Origin of the sequence: Natronoarchaeum philippinense (genome assembly GCF_900215575.1) — an archaeon.
Lineage (GTDB): Archaea > Halobacteriota > Halobacteria > Halobacteriales > Natronoarchaeaceae > Natronoarchaeum > Natronoarchaeum philippinense.
Window position 1 is genome coordinate 455,232 of record NZ_OBEJ01000002.1, and the last position, 18,168, is coordinate 473,399.

Annotated in this window: 18 protein-coding genes and 1 pseudogene; 7 read left to right on the forward strand and 12 right to left on the reverse strand. The window is 64.6% G+C overall.

Annotated features, from left to right (window positions below; genetic code table 11):
• Positions 1 to 109 precede the first annotated feature (109 nt).
• A complete protein-coding gene (locus CRO01_RS09140; RefSeq protein ID WP_097008819.1) occupies positions 110 to 1,177 on the forward strand; it encodes a glucose 1-dehydrogenase in 1,068 nt (355 codons plus the stop codon).
• A 138-nt stretch (positions 1,178 to 1,315) separates the two neighbouring features.
• Entirely contained in the window at positions 1,316 to 1,960 is a 645-nt protein-coding gene (gene gfcR, locus CRO01_RS09145; RefSeq protein ID WP_097008820.1) for a transcriptional regulator GfcR, read from the forward strand.
• A gap of 78 nt (positions 1,961 to 2,038) precedes the next feature.
• Here the strand turns inward: gfcR and CRO01_RS09150 are convergent, their stop codons facing one another.
• Entirely contained in the window at positions 2,039 to 2,695 is a 657-nt protein-coding gene (locus CRO01_RS09150) for a bifunctional 4-hydroxy-2-oxoglutarate aldolase/2-dehydro-3-deoxy-phosphogluconate aldolase (RefSeq protein ID WP_375097336.1), read from the reverse strand.
• Positions 2,696 to 2,883: 188 nt separating this feature from the next.
• On the opposite strand from CRO01_RS09150, the gene CRO01_RS09155 reads away from it, so the two are divergent.
• Positions 2,884 to 3,468 carry a DUF7110 family protein gene (locus tag CRO01_RS09155; protein ID WP_097008822.1) on the forward strand — a complete coding sequence of 195 codons (585 nt, stop codon included), beginning with the start codon at positions 2,884 to 2,886 and terminating at the stop codon, positions 3,466 to 3,468.
• Between the two features lie 76 nt (positions 3,469 to 3,544).
• On the opposite strand, the gene CRO01_RS09160 is transcribed toward CRO01_RS09155, so the two are convergent.
• Complete coding sequence (locus tag CRO01_RS09160; RefSeq protein WP_179747444.1) at positions 3,545 to 3,949, reverse strand: RidA family protein; 405 nt, start codon at positions 3,947 to 3,949, stop codon at positions 3,545 to 3,547.
• 133 nt (positions 3,950 to 4,082) lie between these two features.
• On the opposite strand from CRO01_RS09160, the gene CRO01_RS09165 reads away from it, so the two are divergent.
• Positions 4,083 to 5,060 (forward strand): phosphoadenosine phosphosulfate reductase family protein, encoded by a 978-nt coding sequence (locus tag CRO01_RS09165; RefSeq protein WP_097008824.1) that lies wholly within the window; start codon positions 4,083 to 4,085, stop codon positions 5,058 to 5,060.
• 401 nt (positions 5,061 to 5,461) lie between these two features.
• On the opposite strand, the gene CRO01_RS09170 is transcribed toward CRO01_RS09165, so the two are convergent.
• A complete protein-coding gene (locus tag CRO01_RS09170; protein WP_097008825.1) occupies positions 5,462 to 6,724 on the reverse strand; it encodes an outer membrane protein assembly factor BamB family protein in 1,263 nt (420 codons plus the stop codon).
• Between the two features lie 161 nt (positions 6,725 to 6,885).
• Here CRO01_RS09170 and CRO01_RS09175 point away from each other — a divergent pair.
• A pseudogene (locus tag CRO01_RS09175) lies at positions 6,886 to 7,697 on the forward strand (IS5/IS1182 family transposase).
• 96 nt (positions 7,698 to 7,793) lie between these two features.
• On the opposite strand, the gene CRO01_RS09180 reads toward CRO01_RS09175, so the two are convergent.
• Both CRO01_RS09180 and CRO01_RS09185 read right to left on the reverse strand, forming a co-directional pair.
• Entirely contained in the window at positions 7,794 to 8,687 is an 894-nt protein-coding gene (locus CRO01_RS09180) for an ArsR/SmtB family transcription factor (protein ID WP_097008826.1), read from the reverse strand.
• Positions 8,688 to 8,735: 48 nt separating this feature from the next.
• Positions 8,736 to 10,001, reverse strand: a complete 1,266-nt coding sequence (locus tag CRO01_RS09185; protein ID WP_143824943.1) for a DUF6498-containing protein — start codon at positions 9,999 to 10,001, stop codon at positions 8,736 to 8,738.
• A 295-nt stretch (positions 10,002 to 10,296) separates the two neighbouring features.
• On the opposite strand from CRO01_RS09185, the gene CRO01_RS09190 reads away from it, so the two are divergent.
• Positions 10,297 to 12,354: an alpha-amylase family glycosyl hydrolase gene (locus tag CRO01_RS09190; protein WP_097008828.1), complete on the forward strand. Its 2,058-nt coding sequence runs from the start codon at positions 10,297 to 10,299 to the stop codon at positions 12,352 to 12,354.
• Positions 12,355 to 12,443: 89 nt separating this feature from the next.
• Positions 12,444 to 12,968, forward strand: coding sequence for a DUF7097 family protein (locus CRO01_RS09195; RefSeq protein ID WP_097008829.1), 525 nt, complete (start codon positions 12,444 to 12,446; stop codon positions 12,966 to 12,968).
• 48 nt (positions 12,969 to 13,016) lie between these two features.
• On the opposite strand, the gene CRO01_RS16945 is transcribed toward CRO01_RS09195, so the two are convergent.
• From CRO01_RS16945 to CRO01_RS09225, 7 genes are all read right to left on the reverse strand, one after another.
• Positions 13,017 to 13,466 carry a HalOD1 output domain-containing protein gene (locus tag CRO01_RS16945; RefSeq protein WP_097008830.1) on the reverse strand — a complete coding sequence of 150 codons (450 nt, stop codon included), beginning with the start codon at positions 13,464 to 13,466 and terminating at the stop codon, positions 13,017 to 13,019.
• Positions 13,467 to 13,538: 72 nt separating this feature from the next.
• A complete protein-coding gene (locus tag CRO01_RS09205) occupies positions 13,539 to 13,724 on the reverse strand; it encodes a DUF7576 family protein (RefSeq protein WP_097008831.1) in 186 nt (61 codons plus the stop codon).
• A gap of 16 nt (positions 13,725 to 13,740) precedes the next feature.
• Entirely contained in the window at positions 13,741 to 14,028 is a 288-nt protein-coding gene (locus tag CRO01_RS09210; protein WP_097008832.1) for a HalOD1 output domain-containing protein, read from the reverse strand.
• Between the two features lie 97 nt (positions 14,029 to 14,125).
• Positions 14,126 to 14,311, reverse strand: a complete 186-nt coding sequence (locus CRO01_RS17165; protein ID WP_449289588.1) for a DUF7576 family protein — start codon at positions 14,309 to 14,311, stop codon at positions 14,126 to 14,128.
• A gap of 9 nt (positions 14,312 to 14,320) precedes the next feature.
• On the reverse strand, positions 14,321 to 14,614 hold the full coding sequence (locus CRO01_RS09215; RefSeq protein ID WP_097008833.1) for a HalOD1 output domain-containing protein: 294 nt from the start codon (positions 14,612 to 14,614) through the stop codon (positions 14,321 to 14,323).
• A gap of 103 nt (positions 14,615 to 14,717) precedes the next feature.
• Positions 14,718 to 17,732 (reverse strand): bacterio-opsin activator domain-containing protein, encoded by a 3,015-nt coding sequence (locus CRO01_RS09220; RefSeq protein WP_097008834.1) that lies wholly within the window; start codon positions 17,730 to 17,732, stop codon positions 14,718 to 14,720.
• Between the two features lie 224 nt (positions 17,733 to 17,956).
• Positions 17,957 to 18,157, reverse strand: coding sequence for a DUF5800 family protein (locus CRO01_RS09225; protein WP_097008835.1), 201 nt, complete (start codon positions 18,155 to 18,157; stop codon positions 17,957 to 17,959).
• Between the last annotated feature and the right edge of the window lie 11 nt (positions 18,158 to 18,168).

Sequence of the window (18,168 nt, forward strand, 5' to 3'; positions counted from 1 at the left end):
GCCGCACGAGGCGACCGCCGCGACCAGAGGGGGGTTGGCACCCACCGACAGTTCGATCTTTACTCGACGAAGAATAAATCTTTTGCTCTCTCGCACAGAGGAACGTAGTATGAAAGCCATCGCAGTGCGCCGCGGCGAGGAACAGCCGACCGTCATCGAGAAACCAAGACCCGAGCCCGAGGACGGCGAGGCGCTGGTCCGAACGCTTCGCGTCGGCGTCGACGGCACCGACCACGAGGTCATGAGCGGCGCCCACGGCGGCTTCCCCGACGGCGAGGACCACCTCGTGCTCGGCCACGAGGCCGTCGGCGTCGTCGAGGACCCCAACGGCACCGCCTTCGAGGAAGGCGACGTTGTCGTCCCGACGGTCCGACGCGCACCCGATGGCACCAACGAGTACTTCGAGCGCAGCGAGCCCGACATGGCGCCCGATGGGCAGTACTACGAGCGCGGTATCGTCGGCGCCCACGGGTACATGTCGGACTTTTTCACCAGTCCCGAGGAGTTCCTGATCGAGATTCCCCGCGACCTCGCCGAACTCGGCTTCCTCGTCGAGCCGATCAGCATTACCGAGAAGGCAAACGAGCACGCGTACGCCTCTCGCTCTGCGTTCGAGTGGACGCCGGAGTCCGCGCTGGTGCTCGGCAACGGCAGTCTCGGTCTGCTGACGCTGGCGATGTTCGAGCACACCGAGGACTTCGAGCGCATCTACTGTCTCGGCCGTCGAGACCGACCCGACCCGACGATCGACATCATCGAGAAACTCGGCGCGACCTACGTCGACTCCCGCGAAACGCCCGTCGACGAGGTGCCCGCAGCCCACGAAGGGATGGATTACGTCTACGAAGCGACGGGCTTCCCACCTCACGCGTTCCAGACCATCGAGGCGCTGGCGCCCAACGGCGTCGGCGCGCTGCTTGGCGTCCCCGACTCGTGGGAGTTCGAGGTCGACGGCGGCAAGCTCCACGAGGAGTTCGTCCTGCACAACAAGGCGCTGATCGGCAGCGTCAACTCCCACGTCGGCCACTTCGAGGCGGCCGTCGACACCATTCAGGAACTGCCCGACTGGCTGTTCGAGGACCTGATCACCGGCGTCTACGACGTGGACAACCTCGCGCCCGCCTTCGACGACGGCGATGACGTGATCAAGACCGCCGTCGAGTTCGACTCGCTGTAGGCGCCCCAACGCGCTCTACCGTCGAACACCCGCCTCGCCCGTCGCCGCTGCGGCGTCGAGACGCCGTACGACGGCCGTCGGTAGCTCCTGCGTTATCTCCTCGCTGGGTTTATAAAAGACGCCGCCGAACCATCCCACATGAAGAACGTCGACGATCTCATCGACAGCGCTGCGGAGCTCGCGGATCGCGGGCTCTCGAAGGGGGAGATCGCGGACGAGCTCAACGTCTCTCGCGAGACGGCGAGCTGGCTCGTGGAACGCAGCGGCGCGGGTGCCGCCGCCAAGACGGTCTCGTCGCCGAGCCCAACGACCAGCGGACCGGACGACATCCACGTCGACTGGAGCGCCGTCGGTCGGGACAGCAAGCGACTCTCCCACGTCGGGACGGCGATGGCCGACATGCTCGCCAAGCACGGCGAGGATGTCGACCTCACCATCGGGATCGAAAAAGCCGGCGCGCCGCTGGCGACGGTGGTTGCCCGCGAACTCGACACCGACCTCGGGACCTACGCCCCGCGCAAGCACCAGTGGGAGGAAGGCGACATGGAAGATCTCGGCGGCACCTTCTCGCGGAACTTCGCGCAGATCCGCGACCGGGAGTGCTACGTCGTCGACGACACGATCACCAGCGGGACGACGATGCGCGAGACCGTCGAAGCGATCCGAGACAACGGTGGCGAGCCCGTCGCGTGTATCGTGCTGGCCGACAAGCAGGGGATCGACGACATCGAGGGCGTGCCGGTCTACTCGCTTTTGAACGTCATCAGCGTCGCCGAGGACTGATCGGCGCTCCGAGCGCGTCGGGTTCAAAAACCGGAGTCGTTTTTCGTCAACCGCTACTTGCCACCAGCACTGACGAGTCTACTTGGCGTCTTCGACGGCCGCGACCAGTTCCTCGGCGTTCTCGGTCAGGACGCCGAAGTCGCCGGCTGCGATGGCTTCGTCGTCGATCAGCGAGCCGCCAGCGCCGACCGCGACGGCGCCGGCCTCGATGAACTCGCCGGCGTTGTCCGGCCCGACGCCGCCGGTCGGGACGATCGGCACCTGACCGAGCGGGCCCTTCACGCTGGAGAGGAAGCTCGGGCCCAGATCGGAGGCGGGGAACAGCTTCAGCACGTCCGCGCCGGCCTGATACGCCTCGACGGCTTCGGTCGGCGTTGCGACGCCCGGCGCGACGACGGCGCCGTAGCGGTTGCACATCTCGATGACGTCCTCGTGGGTGCTCGGGCTGACGACGAACTCCGCACCGGCGAGCAGTGCGGCCCGCGCGGTCTCGGCGTCGAGCACCGTTCCGGCGCCGACCAGCACGTCGTCGCGGTCGGCGTAGCGGTCGGCCAGATCGCTGATCGAGTCCATCGCTCCCGGCGTGTCGGCGGTGACTTCCAGCGTGGTGACGCCGCCCTCGATCAGGGCGTCGGCCACGTCGACGACGTCGTCGCGCTCGACGCCGCGCAGTACCGCGATCACACCGCTGTCCACGAGCTGTTGCAGGTCCTCGTGCGTGCTCATGAGCGTCACGTCGGCGGCCGCCGGGATAACTGCTTTTCTTTCCGCCGCGTTACGGTTCAGGGCGGCCCGAGCGTGCCCCGTCTTCCTGTGTGTTACTTTCTACCATAGATTGTAGGATCAAACGAAAGGTCATTTAACCGTCGGGCACCTAGTGTCGAGTGACCGCTTGGCCGTCGCACATCCCTCGACACCCCACCATGTCAACAGATAATTCCAGCCACGTGTATCGACTTCACTCCACACTGGAACTGCCGCTCGAAGACGTTCACGAGTTCTTCGAAGATGCAGCACTTCCGGACGGCGTCGAAGACGTCGACATCACCCGCCGTAACAACACGCTCATTCTCAAAGCAGTCGCCAAAGACAAATCCATCAGCAAGTACACGCCGACGGCACAGCTCAAAGCGAGCGTCACCGAGAACCGCGTCTACGAAGAGCCCGAGGAGGTACGCCGCCGTGCCAGCGGCCCCCAGTGGGGCGACGAAGAAGAAGAGGAGCCCGAATCCGAACTCGTCGAGTTCGCCGCGTTCAAGGGCGACCGCGAGACGGTGCTCCAGAACACGACGCTGCAGTACGAGATGTTCCTCGTACTCTGTGACATCGCCCGCGAGGCAGAGAAGGGCACGCTCACTGCGATCACCGAGAACGACGGCGATCTGGAGGCGACCCGCATCGTCGACGGCGAGGAGCGCCCCAGTTCGATCGAGGTCGTCGAGGGCGCCGGCGACTCCGACTCGCAGGGCGGCGGCGTCAACTGGCGCGACAACAAGTTCATCAGCTAGCGGCGGTGCCTCGCGCAGGCCGGCCGTTCTCCGAGCGACTTCCTGAAAACGTGGACAGCGACGCACACACTCCGATCTAGAGCGCTGCTTCGTCCACCGGCACCTCGACTTCGATCTCGACGATCGGATCCTCGCTCGCCAGACTCTCGACGCCGAGCGCCGTGTGACAGGGAAACGGTCGCTCGGGGAACGTCTCCCGGTAGACCGCGTGGTAGTCGTCGTACCGCTCGCGGATGTCGACGACGTAACTCGTCACCTTGACGATGTCGTCGAGATCCCTGTCGACGGCTGCGAGCAGCGTCTCGACGTTGGCAAACGCCTGTCGCGCCTGTGATTCGATGTCGTCGCCGACGTAGCGGCCGTTCTCGTCGGTCCCGACCTGCCCCGAGACGTACAGCGTCCCGTCTGCGACGACGCCCGGGCTGAAGTGGTGTGGCTCCGAGTCGGCGAGTCCGTCCGGCGCAATGGTTCGTCGTGTCATGCCGGAGGATGCCCGCCGGGCGAAAAAAGCGTTCGGGCGACGCGATGGAACAAACTGTGTCACGTGATACCAACATTCGATACCGTTCGCACCCAAAAAGAACTTCAACCCGGCTAATGACATCTAATTACAGATGGCGCAGACAGACAGCTTCCCCGAGTACGTCGACGTCGACTACAGCGCCGGAGAGGGCGAGGATCCCGAGGATTACCCCTCCGTGCAGGACAAGATCGAGAAGGCGATCGAGGTCACCCGCGAGGGGCTCGAAGCCTACGAGAACCCCGCGGTCATGTGGACCGGCGGGAAGGACTCGACGCTGACGCTGTACTTCATCAAGGAGGTCGCCGAGAAGTACGACCTCGAAGTGCCGCCCGCGGTCTTCATCGACCACTACCAGCACTTCGACGAGATCCACGACTTCGTCGACCGCTGGGCCGACGAGTGGGACCTCGATGTCGTCTACGCCCGCAACGAGGACGTTGGCGAGTACGTCGAGGCGAACGACCTCGAACCCGGCGACGACATCCCCGTCGACGCCCTCTCGGAGCACAACCAGCACCACATCCGAGAGATTCTCGAGTACGAGGAAGAGGACTTCCCGTTCCTGCTCGACACCTACGTCGGCAACCACCTGCTCAAGACGGTGGCGCTCAACGACGCCCTCGAAGAGTACGACATCGACGGCGTCATCTCCGGCGTCCGCTGGGACGAGCAGGAGGCCCGCGCCGACGAGACGTTCTTCAGCCCGCGCCACGACCCCGACATCTACCCGCCCCACGACCGCATCCAGCCCATCCTGCAGTTCGACGAGGCCGCGGTCTGGGACGCCTTCTGGCACTTCGCCGTGCCGGACACGGTCGACGAGTACCCCGACGACGGCTACGTCCCCGAAGCCGACGACGACCTGCCAAACGGCCTCGGTCAGGACGACATCCCCGTCTCGCCGAAGTACTTCGCCGGCTTCCGCTCGCTGGGGAGCGAGGTCAGCACCGAGAAGACGACCGCCGAACCTGCGTGGCTGCAGGATCTCGACGACACGACCGAACGCGCCGGCCGCGCCCAGGACAAAGAGGACCTGATGGAGCGCCTGCGCGACCTCGGCTACATGTGAAGTCGGCCGGACCGTAACCGATCGAGCACCGAGACGCACGACGAGCGATTTTTTCGACGCATAGTATGGATTCAGGAGCGCCGTAACTTGCTTGAACGCAGCGCAGATCAAGTGGAGTGGTGGATACAGGTGAGCTACCTAACGGATGTTTCACTACTAGTAGTCTCTAATCCAGAGGGTTTCACTAGAGACAGGTGCGTAGTCTCATGCGCAGATTTTGTCGGTATGAATTCTCCGAGAGTAGTATGCGTCCCAGTTGGTCGTGAGTTCGAGTTCCCGATAGAGAAGGATGTACTGGACCATTTCGACCGAGACCCAGTCACCGATCCCGTGCACAATTTCTGCCGTTCGCAACTACTGGCCCACATGGAGAAGATAGCTTGCCGGCAGAGAAACCCCACTTATGCCAGCGCGTATAATTTCCCATTTCTATCGGTGACGTAGATACCATCACCCGCGACAGTCGGTGTATTCAGGATTCCACCGATTTCAACTGAGAACCGTTCCACCCCATCGGTACTGAAGGCGTACAGGGTGTCGTCCATTGCAGCGTAAACGATGTCACCGACAACGACGGGCACTGTGTTCGGACTGCGTCCTCTTCCGTGTTCTTTGGTCCACTGGAGACTCCCATCTCCGGCATTAGTCGCTGCGATCATTGCCTGTTGTCTGCAGTAATAGAAGAGCTGATCATCAGCAACGGTAATCTGGTTCGTAATGTACCCGGGTGGTTCTACGACCCACTCTTCGGTTCCATCACTCGTTGAGATGCTGTACAGTTTTGGGTCGCTACCAGTGTAGGTGCTGCCGGTGCCGACGTAGATACTCCCATTGTTGACTGCGACACCGGTGACGCTCTGGGTATCCTCAAGTTCGTACGTCCAGTTTACGGATCCATCTGACGGGTTGAGGGCTTGAATACCTTCCTGAGACGACGCGTAAATTTGGTCATTGACCGCTGCGTAGGATGCGATTCCCTCTGATCGGCCGAGGGACTCATACCAATTCTCGTCGCCGCTCTGGGCATCGACAGAATATATCCCGCCGGTCAGTACGGCATTATCAAGCAACAGTGGTGTCGTACTGGCTGTGTGAGTGTTGAACTCCCATAGTTTACTTCCATCTGCTATGTTTACTGCCGTGAGAATAGGATCTTGGAAGTAAACGACATCCTCGCCAACGGTTGGCGGTGTCCAGACGGGTCCGCCTTTGACTGTCCACTCGTTGGATCCGTTTCGTGCATCGAACGCATAGCGATGGCCTGAATCGGAACCAGTTCCTTGGTTTGTTCCAACAAACACTGTCCCCTCCTTTACGGTTGGCGCGCTGGCTGCATTCCCATTAAGGTCCGCGCTCCAGTAGATTTCAACCCCGCTTGTTGGCCCAGATTGATCTGGCCGCGCTCCTGTTCGGGCCTGTGTGTATCCGAAGAGTGGGACATCATTGATCGGCCCCTCAATAGTTCGAGCAGTGGGGTCCGTTGTTTCATCACCACCAGCGTCTGGCGTCTCCGTTGGTTCCTCCGAGGTTGGCGTAGGAGTTCCAGATGTTGGGGAGTCTTCACTACTTGTACATCCCGCGAGTAGTGCAAGAGCTGTAACAGCAGATCCAGAGAGAATCCTCCGCCTCGAAAGTTCGTTTTCGTCTTTTGAAAGACGTGACATATAGGACACTCCACCTCGGCCATATCAAAAAAAGCACCGCCTTCCAGACAAGAATTCCCCTCCCCTGTTGGGAAGCCGTACTCCGTAACGAGGGAGATGTGGCTGTGATTGCTTTGTTAAAATACTCAGATGGTTATACATTCGCCCGGTAGTCTGACTTAATGGAAGCCCACCCGAAGTCGCGGTTACTCCAGTTCGCCAAGCAAGCGATGCACTTGGCTCGGCGAGCTGTCGCTCGTTACGCTTCAAAATTCTCGAAACAGCGATACACACTTCACCCGAATATCGTCTTGCTCTGTCTCAGTGCGAAAGAATACGACGTACCGGCCGTTGCCCGACGAACTAATCGAGATGCCTCGAATTTGGAGAACAATCGAGATTGAGGAACTTCCATCGCCTTCGACGCGGTGTAAGGCATTCAATCGGCTCAATATGGCGGTTTGGCGCGTCCTGCTCAACCTCTCAGTCATAGTCCTCCCGACCAACGGTGTCGTCGTGATCGACGCCTCCGTGTTCGACCGTAGTCACGCCTCGAAACACCATATGAATCGAACGAAGTTGACTATTCAGCAGTTGAAAGACACGCTTCTCGTAGACACGAGATTGAACGCGATTATCGACGAACACGTAACAACGACACGAAAACACGACTCACAGATTGCGCCGTCGCTCATCAAGCGAAATGCTGGAGAAGTGGCGTTTCTCCCTGGCGACAAGGAACATGACGACCAGTAGGTTCGTGCTCTCGCCCGAAAAGGTAGTATTCGTCCACTTATCAAGCACCCCGAGTTCTCGTCGCTCCACAAGGCGTGGAACGCTCGGCGGGATGCTGATCTCTACAGTCAGAACGAGACAGTAAACCCCCAGCCTCAAACACAAATACGGCACACTCGTCCGCTCACATCACTGATGGAAGCAGTTCCGTGAACTCACTGTTGGCTGTCTCACTCACAACATCGGCAAAACACTCTGAACGTTAGATACGCAGATCAACTTCGCAGCCAATTCCTTCAGATAGCGGCGGAAAGAACACGTCGGTCGTTTCAGAGAACACTTCCAGATTTAGAATTCATTCCCGCAGGGCGTCCCGATTCGCCACACGCGCCGTCTCGACGACCCGCGCCGTCTCGCCGACCGTCACCCGCAACACCTCGCTGCCCCGCTCGATCGGCACGACCACGCGGAACGGCTCCTCCGAAACCACCTCGGCGTCGGCGTCGTCGATGCAAAACTCGAACTCCCAGAACGGTCGCCCGTCGACGGCGTCGCCGTGGTCCCACAGGAAGGCGACGACGGCAGGGTCGGCCAGCAAACGAAGACCGATCGTCGTCCCGATCGAGACACCGCAGTCGGCACACTCGCTGACGGCCGGTAGATCGAGATACCAGTCCGGGTCGGTCTCGACGCGGGTCGTCGTTCGGCCGCTACAGCGCGGACAGACGCCCTCGTAGGCCAGCGTGAAGTCCCGCCAGAGTCGCTTTGCGTAGGCGTCGAGAAACGCCGCGGGGTCGCGGTCGGCGCGTCCCCGGGGCGGGAAATAGCCCAAGTGGACGATACAGTCGCAGTCGGGGCATTCGACGGTGATATCGTCGTTCTCGTAGCGGGCGTGCAGCGTCGCCGTGCAGTTCGGGCAGTCGGCGTCGATCGCCACGTCGACCGGGTCTGATGTGCTGGCAAAGCGCTCGTCGACGACAACGTCGATCGCCTTCGCGCCGGCGGCCCGGAGTCGGTAGCGATCGCCCTCCTTCTCGATGAATCGGCCGAGGAGTTTGCGGAGGTGGTAGTTGAAGCGACTGGAGTCCTCGAACCCGGCGGCCGACTGGAGATCGGCGAAGGCCAGCTCGTCGTCGGCCCACAGCGCCAGCAGAATTGCGATCCGGTTCTCGTCGGCAAGCGAGCCGAAGGCCGCGGCGGCCTGCTCGGCGTCGATGTCGGCGTTCGGGTTCGATGCCAGATCAGCCATGCTCGTCCCGTCGCGCCCCAGCACCGAAGGCGTTTCTTCCGATGACCGTCAGGACTGCCGGCGATGGACCGCACGGTCGTCGTCGGTCGAACGGGGTGGCGCGTCGAGACGGTCAGCCACGCGTTCGGCGTCCGGCAGGAACGCCAGTCGCTCGGAATCGCCGTCACGCCGCTGGACGTGAACCGCTCCCGTGTCGAGTGAGGTCTTTCGGTCGATAAGCCCCGACGCAGTACGGAGGTTCGAGATGTTGTCGAGCGATACCCGCCACTGGGGCGTCTCAAGCAGTCGATCGTACGCTACGAGGTCCGTCTCGTAGACGCGATATTCCAGATGGCCGAACTGCACGTCTTGGGCCAGTGCGTGGGCGAGTACCGACGGGAGCAGGCAGACGGCCGCAGCGAGGAGTGCCGCGTTGGGACCCAACCACAGCCACGTGGCGGCCGTCGCCACCGCGAGTGCGATGCCGCTCAGCGGCATGACGCCGTAGACCGCGCCGAGCGCGGCACCCCGGAGCCGCACCGCGCGAGCGTCCGTCCGGAGCCGTTCGACCGGTTCGCCGTCTGGCGTCTCGACCGATCGCGTCTCCCCGATACTGTCGGCGCGCACGCGGGACACCAATTGTGCGATCCGCGAGCGGTGGCCGTCGGAACCGCTGGCCGACCACTCGTAGAGATCGAACGCGAGCTTCACACAGACGATTACAGTCAGCCCGATCCACACCCCGAGGCGCCCGGAGCCGTCCGCGGCGTCGACCCACAGCGCACCGGGCAGCAGCGACGCCAGCAGGCCGACGACGTGACGCTGGGAGAGCACCGAGTGGGCGGACTCGCGTTCGTATCGGCCCGCACGGAGCGACTCGACCGCGGTGGCACCGTGCCCGAGAACGATCCCACCGGCTGCCAGCGCGACGCTCCAAGGACTGCCCGGGGAGAGTGGCCCGTCGACGACGACCGCGTACACTCCGATCCCGGCGAGCGGCCAGACCAGTGCCAGCACGATGAGCGTGTTGAGCACCACTGGCACGTTTCTGGGATACACCGGCGGCAGCCAGCCGACGAGCCGACGTGAGCCGCGCTTGGACTGTAGCTCGTCGAAGGGGAAGACGTGTCCCCGGCCCGCCGGACCCGAGGGCAGCGCAGCGAACAGCCCCTCGAACGCGCCCCGGAAAAGCACGACGCCGGCCTCGAACCAGTAGAGAACGAGCAGCGTCGAGGCGTGCCAGCCCAGCCAGACCAATCCGGCGACCGGCACGGCGTTGATCCCGAGCACGCTCGCCAGTGCGAGGCGGCTGCGCTCGTCCGAGCTGTCAATCACCGTACTGGATCCGTGAGCGCGACCGTAGAGAATCCATCGATCCGCGACGTTGCGGCGCCACGACCCGAAGGCCGCCAACCGCCGCGAGGGACTGAAGATTTCTTGACCCAGCGGCGGCGTCGGCGCGTACCGACAGCCCGGGACCGCGTCACGCGACCAGCCGCCGGGTGACGTATTCGCTATTCGTGGGCGCTCAAACCGGTGCTTCAACAGTTGGGACCGCAAGCCCCGATCGACCGGAGAACGTTAATTTTCTACAGATTGGACTTATCTTCCCGGAGCGTCTTCAGCGAGTATGCACCATCCCGGACCGCCGCGGTTCGCCGCCGTCGGCGACGACGTAGAGCTTGCACCCCGATCGCCCGATACCGACGCTTCCGAGGACTACTCGTGGTCGGTCGTCGAGGCGCCAGAGGGCAGCGAGGCCGCGCTCGGCGACGCCGCCGTCGAACACCTCGTTCCGGACGAGCCGGGCGTCTACGGCGTCGAACTGGACGCGCCCGACGGCCAGCACCGGCTCACGGTGCGGGCGTTCGCCGGCGAGCGCCACCCCGTCCGGTTCGAGGTCGACGCCGACGAGGTCGCTCACGAAGATGCCGACGACGTGTGGGTCTCTTCGTCGTTCAACGAGCACGTCCTCGGGACCATTCGTGCGAGCCGCGACGGGGACGCGTTCGTCTACGAGACTGAACTGCCGCCGGGGGAGTACAAGGCGATCTTCGTCCCCGACGACAACTACGAGGACGCCGCCTTCGAGCGCCGCCGCGTCGACGGCTCCGACCGCCCCCGGATCTCGCTCGACGCCGCGGTCGAGGACGGCGAGGTTCGCTTCGAGGCGACGCCGTTGCCCGGCCCGACGAACGACGAGACGGCCGCCGATCTCGACGTGGAGTTCTACGTCGACGACCGCGATCGGGCGTCCTTCGAGGGCGACCTCGCTGTCGACGGCACCGTCGCAACCTGCGACCTCGACGCCGTCGGCGACCAGTTGCGCGTCCACGCCGTCGCGGTCGGAAAACGCCACTCGGTGGCCGATACCGCCGCGGTCGACGCCGACGGCGCGGTCGACCTGCCCAACGACGCCCCCGAGTGGATCCGGGATGCGACGCTGTACTCGATCTTCACGCGCTCGTTCACCGGCGAGGTCGACGCCTCCTTCGAGGCGATCGAGCAGCGCGTCCCCTATCTGGAGTGGCTCGGCGTCGACGCGCTCTGGATGACGCCGATCGTCGAGGCGTACAGTCCGACGGTCTACACCGACGGCTGGGAGTGGGGCGGCCCCCACGGCTACGACACGCTCGATTACTTCGACACGGCCTCGGACCTCGGAACGGTCGAAGAGTTCGAGTCGCTGGTCGAGACCTGCCACGACCACGGCGTGAAGGTGATCTTCGATCTGGTGATCAACCACACCTCCCGACACCACCCCGCGAGCCAGTTCGCCGACGCCGGCATGGCGGAGTACCGCGAGTGGTACGGCTTCGAGGACGGCGAACCGGCCCACTACTTCAACTGGCGGTCGATCCCGAATCTCAACTACGACTCGCTGGCGGTCCGAGAGCACCTGCTCGACGTGGTCGACTTCTGGGCCGAGAAGGTCGACGGCTTCCGCTGTGACGTGGCCTGGGGCGTTCCCCACGGGTTCTGGAAGGAGGTCCGGAGCCGGACGAAAGCCGGTGACGAGGACTTCTTCCTGCTCGACGAGTCGATCCCCCGCGACCCCGATGCACACGAACTGGAGTTCGACGTGCACTACGACACGCCGCTGTACCACGCCTTCCGCGACATCGGCAACGGTGACGAGCCAGCGAGTCACCTGCTCGACGCCATGCGCGAGGACGCCCGACAGGGGTTCCCGCCCCACGCCGTCCAGATGCGCTACGTCGAGAATCACGACGAGGACCGCTACGTCGACGAGTGCGGCCGGGCTGCCCACGAGGCCGCCGTCGCCGCGACGTTCGCGCTGCCGGGCATGCCGATGGTCTACTACGGCCAAGAGACGGGCATGACCCACTTCCGCGAGGACATGGATTGGGGCGGCGACGAGGAGCTGACGGCGCTGCACCGCGACCTGATCGCAACGCGCGACGACAGCGAACTGCTCCGACGCGGCGACCTCGTCGATGTCGAGTGGTCGGCGCCCGGTGACCGCGCCGTCGCGTTCGCCCGCGAACACGAGGGCGAGCGCGTCGTCGTCGCGCTCAACTTCGGCGACGAGCCGGTCGACGTGACCCTCGGCGAGCACGTCGACGACACCGATCTGGTGACCGGCGACGCCGTCCCGACCGACCAAGAGAACGGCGAGACGACCGTCACGGTCGAGAGCTTCGCGCTGCTCGAAAGCGAGCAGTAGGCGCGCGCTGACACCGTACCCGCGCTATTTTCCGATCTCTCGCGCCACCAGCCGGAGGATTCAATGGCCGGCGCGCCCACCGATCGTGCATGGAGAAGACGCCGGAGGGCACGTCGGTCGGCGTCGACGACCCCTACGAGCACGCGGGAGTCTGCGACCACGTCACCGACGACGGCCGGTGTCGGTACGCCTTCGAGTTCCCCGAACACGATCCGGAGTTCGCCCGCGAGCGCCGGGCCGACGACTTCGCGTGTCCGGTGGCGGCCGACGACGAGGACTGGAACTGGGCCGACTGCCCGCACTTCCGGTCGCGCAACCCCGACCGCGAATGCGTCCGCTGCGGGCTGGCGGAACGCCGACTCGCCCACGACGACGAGCGGCCGTTGCTAGAAGAACACCACCTGTCCTACGCGTCGGCCGGCGAGACGCTCTCCCACGAGATCACGGTCTACCTCTGTCGGTGGTGTCACGCCAAGGTCCACGAGTCGTGGGCACGGATCACCGACGATGTCAGTCCGGACGCCGAAGCGCTCGCCGAGGCCGAGCAGCGCCGGAGCAAAGAACAGGACGAGTTCGGGTTCGAGTCGGCGGCCGACCGCTACGGCGACGAGTGAGGGTGCCGTGTTGCGGCTCTCCGACAGCACCGGGCGAGACGCCGCCGCTCAGCGGGCGGGCGGCGTGACGCCGATGTGGCCGTGGCGAAACACCGTGATCTCGTAGTCGTGGTAGGTGAAGGTCATTTCGCCGGTGGCGAGTCGACCGTCCTCTTGGGGACTAAACAGGCGGTCGAGCAGTTCCGGATCGAGATAGTCGTACAGCGGATCGAGGTCGGTCGCCGCGACGCCTTCGAGGTCGGCGACGATCATCACGACGATCATCGACAGCGGCATCGCGTCGCGCCAGTCGTACTCGACGTGATAGGTCCCCGTCTCGGCGTCGTAGCGGGTGCCGGCCGGCCCGTCGGTTTCGGCGCCCAGCGAGACCATCGTGTCTGACTCGATCCAAGCGTCCTCGTTGTCGTCGTCGTAGACGAGCGCGGCGCTGTCGCCGGACTCGCCGCTGTGTTCGACGTAGCTGTACCCCTCGTCGCATCCCCCATCTGGTGGGCTCATATCGGTGAGAACGTCGTCAGGTGTTTGTCCATGATCCGTGCCTAAAGCTTCCTCGGTCGCGTTTTCGTGCGGTTAGGGTTCAGATTCTTCCCAGTCGTCTCGGCAGTCCTCGTCGCAGAACGGGTAGAGTTCGAACTCGCCGTTCTCCGTCCGGGCGACGACTGGGTGCCACTCGCTCGTGTCGATGCTCTCCGCGCAGTACGCACAGAGTTCCCCCGTGCGTGCGTCGTCTGTCGCTCGTTCGTCCACGTCGGTCACGGTCGGTTGCTCCGGATCATTCTGTGTCCTTCTGTTCGCGCTCGTCGAGGACGGTTGCGCTCACCTGCCCGTCGGCCTGCAGCCGAACGCGGCAACCGGCGACATCGACGAGCAGTCTGCCGTCCGAACTGGCCGACGCGAACAGGCGATCGACTGCGTCGAGGTCGATGTGGTCGTGAATCGGCTCTAGCTCCAGTGGGTCGATTCCCCGTGCCTCCGCGATGGCACGGATCACGGCGTCGCTCGCGCTGCCGTCCTCCTGCGACCACTCGGCAGCGCCGGTGTCCGTGGTGCGGGCGGTCATGATTCGTACATACCGAACCTACCAGCAAAGTCGTGTTACCTAGTATGCAAACGTCGCGCGAAGCCGTATGCCTACACACGTTGGGTCGGTGTCGTACTCACTGCTCCGGTCGATTCCACGCTCGCCGGCACGCCTCGCTGCAGAAGGCGTATATCCGGAGGTCGCCGCCGATGGTATCGGTACGAATCGGATGCCACTCGCGGCGTTCGATCGTGGCGCCACAGCGGTCACAGTCAACCTGAGCGGGCGATCGGCCCTTGTCGTTCGCATTTGCCACGGTCACGGGTCTACCTCAATCTTGAAACGTCGGCTGGACAGCACTCTCACCGTCGGAATCCGCTCCGGCGGTGGCTGTGGCTCGATCGCCAGCGGGCGTGACGGTCACATCGTTCGGTCCGCGAACCGTCACGTCGCAGTCGACTGCCGAAAACTGCACCTCGGCGCCGTCACAGCCCTCGACCAGCGTCTTCAGGGCGTCGAGGTCGACGGCGTCGTACAATGGCGGAAGATCGAGCGGGTCGGTGCCGGTGACGGCGGAGAGTTCCAGAACGATCGTCTGCGTGAGTGCGTCTGTAGTGTCAGTCATGGGTTCCAACTCTCAGTACACGACTGGGGGGCATACGAGTTCTACCTATGATACCATCCGGGGCGACTGAGACCGGGCTATCTACCTAGACGCCCCGTCGGAGTCACTCGGTTTCCCGGTCAGCCGATCCGTAGAGCAACTCGAACAGCTTGCGCTGTGCGGCCCGGAGATGCGTGTTGAACGTCGGCTGCGAGATGTCCAACGAGGCGCCGATCTCCTCGCCGGTGCGGCGGCGGGGCGTCTCGAAGAACCCGCCAAAGTACGCCGTCCGGAGCACCTCGCGTTGGCGGTCGGTCAGTTCGGCGTCGAGTTCGGCCTGAAACTCGCGGCGCGAGCGGGTTTGGAGCGTGCGCTCGCGGCGCGCGCGCAACTCGACGACGTCGAACATCGCACGGAGCATCTCGACGAACCCCCGGACATCGACTGTCGCCGGTAGTTCGACGACGAGGCGCGCGCGCTCGCCGGTCGCCGTGATCTCCTGTGGTCGGGCGCCGTGGTCGAGCAGTCTCGGGATCAGCCCGCCCTCGGTGAGCGTACACTCGTACAACGGCGGCTCGTCGTCGGTGATCTGTCGGAGGTCTTCGACAAACGGTGACCGTGCCGCGTACTCTCGAACGGCGTCCGGAGTAGCATCGCTCACCGAGAACAGCGTGCGCAACCCGCCGCCCTCTTGCAGAAATACGTTTTCGAAGTCGAACTGACCGCCGCTGTCGGCCAGAAACTGGAACACGAACGAATCGGGATCGTACAGCTCCAGTTCCAACTCGACCACCTCGTCGCCGACGAGCGCGCGCTTGCTCTCGACGGCGTTGATCGCGTACGCGATCGTGTCACACAAGTCCGCTAGCGTTTCGCGTTCTCGACCGTCGAACAGGTCCGCCCGGTCGCCGTACACCGTGAGGACGCCGTACCGATAGCGCCCGTACTCGATCGGCACGCTGACCGCGGAGCTGATCCCGTTGCGCAGGGCGGACTGGCGCCATCGGGACAGCGGCGGTTCGGCGTGGACGCCGTCGATCACCTGCACGTCTCCGGACTCGGCGGCCGCGAGACTCGGCTCGCGGTCCTCGGTGTCACGCGCGGACAGATCGATGTCGGCGAGATAGCTCACCTCGCCGGTTGCAGCGACTCGCGAGAGGCCGCCGTCGCCGTCGTGACGGCCGATCCACGCGAGTTCGTAGGGGCTGACCGTGGCGAGTTGGTCGCAGACGGCGGTCTCGATTTCGGAGCGGCTGGACGCCCCGACGAGCACTTGCTCGATCCCTCGGACGACTTCGTTGACCCGCGCGAGCCGTTCGAGATCCTCGTTTTTGCGCTGCAGCGCCGCCTCTCGGTCCCGGAGCGTCTCCTCGCGCTCGGCGCGGTCGAGCGCGGCCCGGATCGTCGCGGCGACCGTCTGGACGAAGCCCAGCTGCGGATCCGGCATCGTCCCTTCGCCGGCGACGCCGACGAGCAAGACGCCGTGTCTGCCAAGCGGCAGCGCGAGCCGCTCCCGAAGGACGACCGGTTCTGCGGGCAGTTCGATCCGCCGGTCAGGGGCGTCCGAACGCTGCTCGTCGTTGACGAACGCCTCCCACGCCGGTCCCGATTCGACATCGAACAGATCGGTCCGTTCGAGAAGCTGCTCGCCAAGTGGCGTCGCAGCGGCGGGTCGTAGCTTGCCGGCCTGCTCGTCGTAGCGGGCGACGACAGCGATCGGCAGTCCGAGGTCGCCGGGGGCGGATTCGGCGACGACATCACAGACTGCCTCGATCGATTCGAGCTCCATGAGCAGCCGGGTGACATCGCTGAGCGCCCCGATCTGCTCTTCGCGGCGCTCGCGCTCGATCGCCGTCGCCAGCAGGTCGGTGACGTGACGGACGAACTCGACCTCGTGATCGTCGTACGTCCGGCGGTCGGTAGTGTGGGTGCCGAACACGCCCCACGGGTTGTCGCGTGGTCCGACGACGACGCTGATCCCGCTCGAAACGTCGTGGTCGGTCAGCAGTTCGGGACCGGCAAAGCGCGCCTCGGTGTCGAGGTCCTCGACGACGACCGGCTCGCCCATCAGGACGGTGTGGCCGGCCTGTGAGTTGTCGCGAGCGTCGACGGTCGCCGAGCCGACGGCGCCGTCGCGCCAGCCGACGCCGGCGCGCAACAGGAGTTCGTCGCCGCCTTCGTCGAATTCGAGCACCTTCGCGTACTCGTGGTCGAGCACGTCGGCGACCAGTTCAGTCGCTTCCGCGAACAGGTCGTCGAGGGCAGTCTCCGCGAGTGCCAGCCGCCGGAGGTCGGCGAGCGCACGCTGTTGTTGGACGTGCGCTTCGAGCGCCGACTCCCGGATCTTGCGGTCGGTGACGTTCTGTGACAGCCCCATCGCCGCGAACACCTCGCCGTCGTCGTCGCGCACCGGGACGAAGTGAAATTGGTAGCTCTCGCCGTCGATTGTCGCCTCGACGCTGGAGCGCTCGCCGCCGAGCGCGGCCTCGTAGCGCGGGACGACGACCTCGGCGATCTCCTCGGGAAGCGCCTCCCGGAGCGGTTCGCCTTCGAGATCCGTCCGGGTCAGCTCAGTTTGGCCCTCCGGCGTCCCGCCGAACGTGACGTACCGGAGTTGGGGATCGACGAGCGCGACGGCGCCGTTCGGGAAGTTCTCGATCAGCGTTCGGTAGCGCCGGCGAGACTCCTCCAGTTCGCGCTCGCGGCTGGACGCCGCGGATCGGCTCAGTGTGGATCCAGCGCCGTCCGTGACGAGCGCGGCGACCTTTCGGGCGAGCGCCGGGGGCGAGTGCTCGCCGGCACGCTGGAGATAGTCCGTCGCACCGGCGTCGAACGCTGCGGTGATCTCGGCCGAGCTATCTGGAGTGCCGTACAGCACGACCGGAACGTCGGGGCGCCGCTCGCGGATCGCTCTGACGACGTTGACACCTGCGACATCGTCAAGCTGGTCGGCACAGATCAGACAATCGGCGCCGTCAAGCGGACCGTTGAGAGCGTGGTCCGGCTCCTCGACCCGGCGCACCGACGCCGACGGAAGTTCCGTCGTCAAGGCGTCGACGACAGCAGCGTCGTCGCCGATAAAGATGACAGAGTGTTGGTCGGGCTCCGCGGTGACGCGCCCGGTGCCGTCGCCAGTCACGTCGGGATCACGGATCGAGCGGTCCTGACGGGAGACCTATCGGGCCGTTCGCATAGCGACCCGCCGAACGGTGACGGACGCCCCGAACGGGACGGCCTCGCGTTCGGACTCCGCCCCAGTGAGTCAGCCATTGCTACGGTGGACGGGACCTGCAGATAAAAGCCGGGTGCCAAAGTCTGTAGGTCTGTTCGACAAAGCCGGCGGCGGCGTCGTGGCGTGCTACGCTACCGCTCGACGATGTCGCCGATTCGCCGAGGCTCACCGCCGAGTTCGGGGTTCTCAGCGACGATCTGGAGCACCTCGTGGTCGGTCACGTCGAAGTAGTCCTTCTGGATGGCGTCCTCGATGAGCGCCCGCTCCAGTCGGAACTCGGTGCCTTCGTACACGACATCGACCCCCTGCTCGTCGAACGCGAGCGTCGTCATGCGAGTTGCTC

Bases quoted from the DNA above. Each gene is read 5' to 3' on its own strand.
- CRO01_RS09165 (WP_097008824.1), top strand. From the start codon at position 4,083: ATGGCGCAGACAGACAGCTTCCCCGAGTACGTCGACGTCGACTACAGC.
- CRO01_RS09195 (WP_097008829.1), top strand. From the start codon at position 12,444: ATGGAGAAGACGCCGGAGGGCACGTCGGTCGGCGTCGACGACCCCTAC.
- CRO01_RS09160 (WP_179747444.1), bottom strand. From the start codon at position 3,949: ATGACACGACGAACCATTGCGCCGGACGGACTCGCCGACTCGGAGCCA.
- CRO01_RS09215 (WP_097008833.1), bottom strand. From the start codon at position 14,614: ATGACTGACACTACAGACGCACTCACGCAGACGATCGTTCTGGAACTC.
- CRO01_RS09225 (WP_097008835.1), bottom strand. From the start codon at position 18,157: ATGACGACGCTCGCGTTCGACGAGCAGGGGGTCGATGTCGTGTACGAA.
- CRO01_RS16945 (WP_097008830.1), bottom strand. From the start codon at position 13,466: ATGAGCCCACCAGATGGGGGATGCGACGAGGGGTACAGCTACGTCGAA.
- gfcR (WP_097008820.1), top strand. From the start codon at position 1,316: ATGAAGAACGTCGACGATCTCATCGACAGCGCTGCGGAGCTCGCGGAT.
- CRO01_RS09180 (WP_097008826.1), bottom strand. From the start codon at position 8,687: ATGGCTGATCTGGCATCGAACCCGAACGCCGACATCGACGCCGAGCAG.
- CRO01_RS09170 (WP_097008825.1), bottom strand. From the start codon at position 6,724: ATGTCACGTCTTTCAAAAGACGAAAACGAACTTTCGAGGCGGAGGATT.
- CRO01_RS09155 (WP_097008822.1), top strand. From the start codon at position 2,884: ATGTCAACAGATAATTCCAGCCACGTGTATCGACTTCACTCCACACTG.
- CRO01_RS09140 (WP_097008819.1), top strand. From the start codon at position 110: ATGAAAGCCATCGCAGTGCGCCGCGGCGAGGAACAGCCGACCGTCATC.
- CRO01_RS09210 (WP_097008832.1), bottom strand. From the start codon at position 14,028: ATGACCGCCCGCACCACGGACACCGGCGCTGCCGAGTGGTCGCAGGAG.
- CRO01_RS09190 (WP_097008828.1), top strand. From the start codon at position 10,297: ATGCACCATCCCGGACCGCCGCGGTTCGCCGCCGTCGGCGACGACGTA.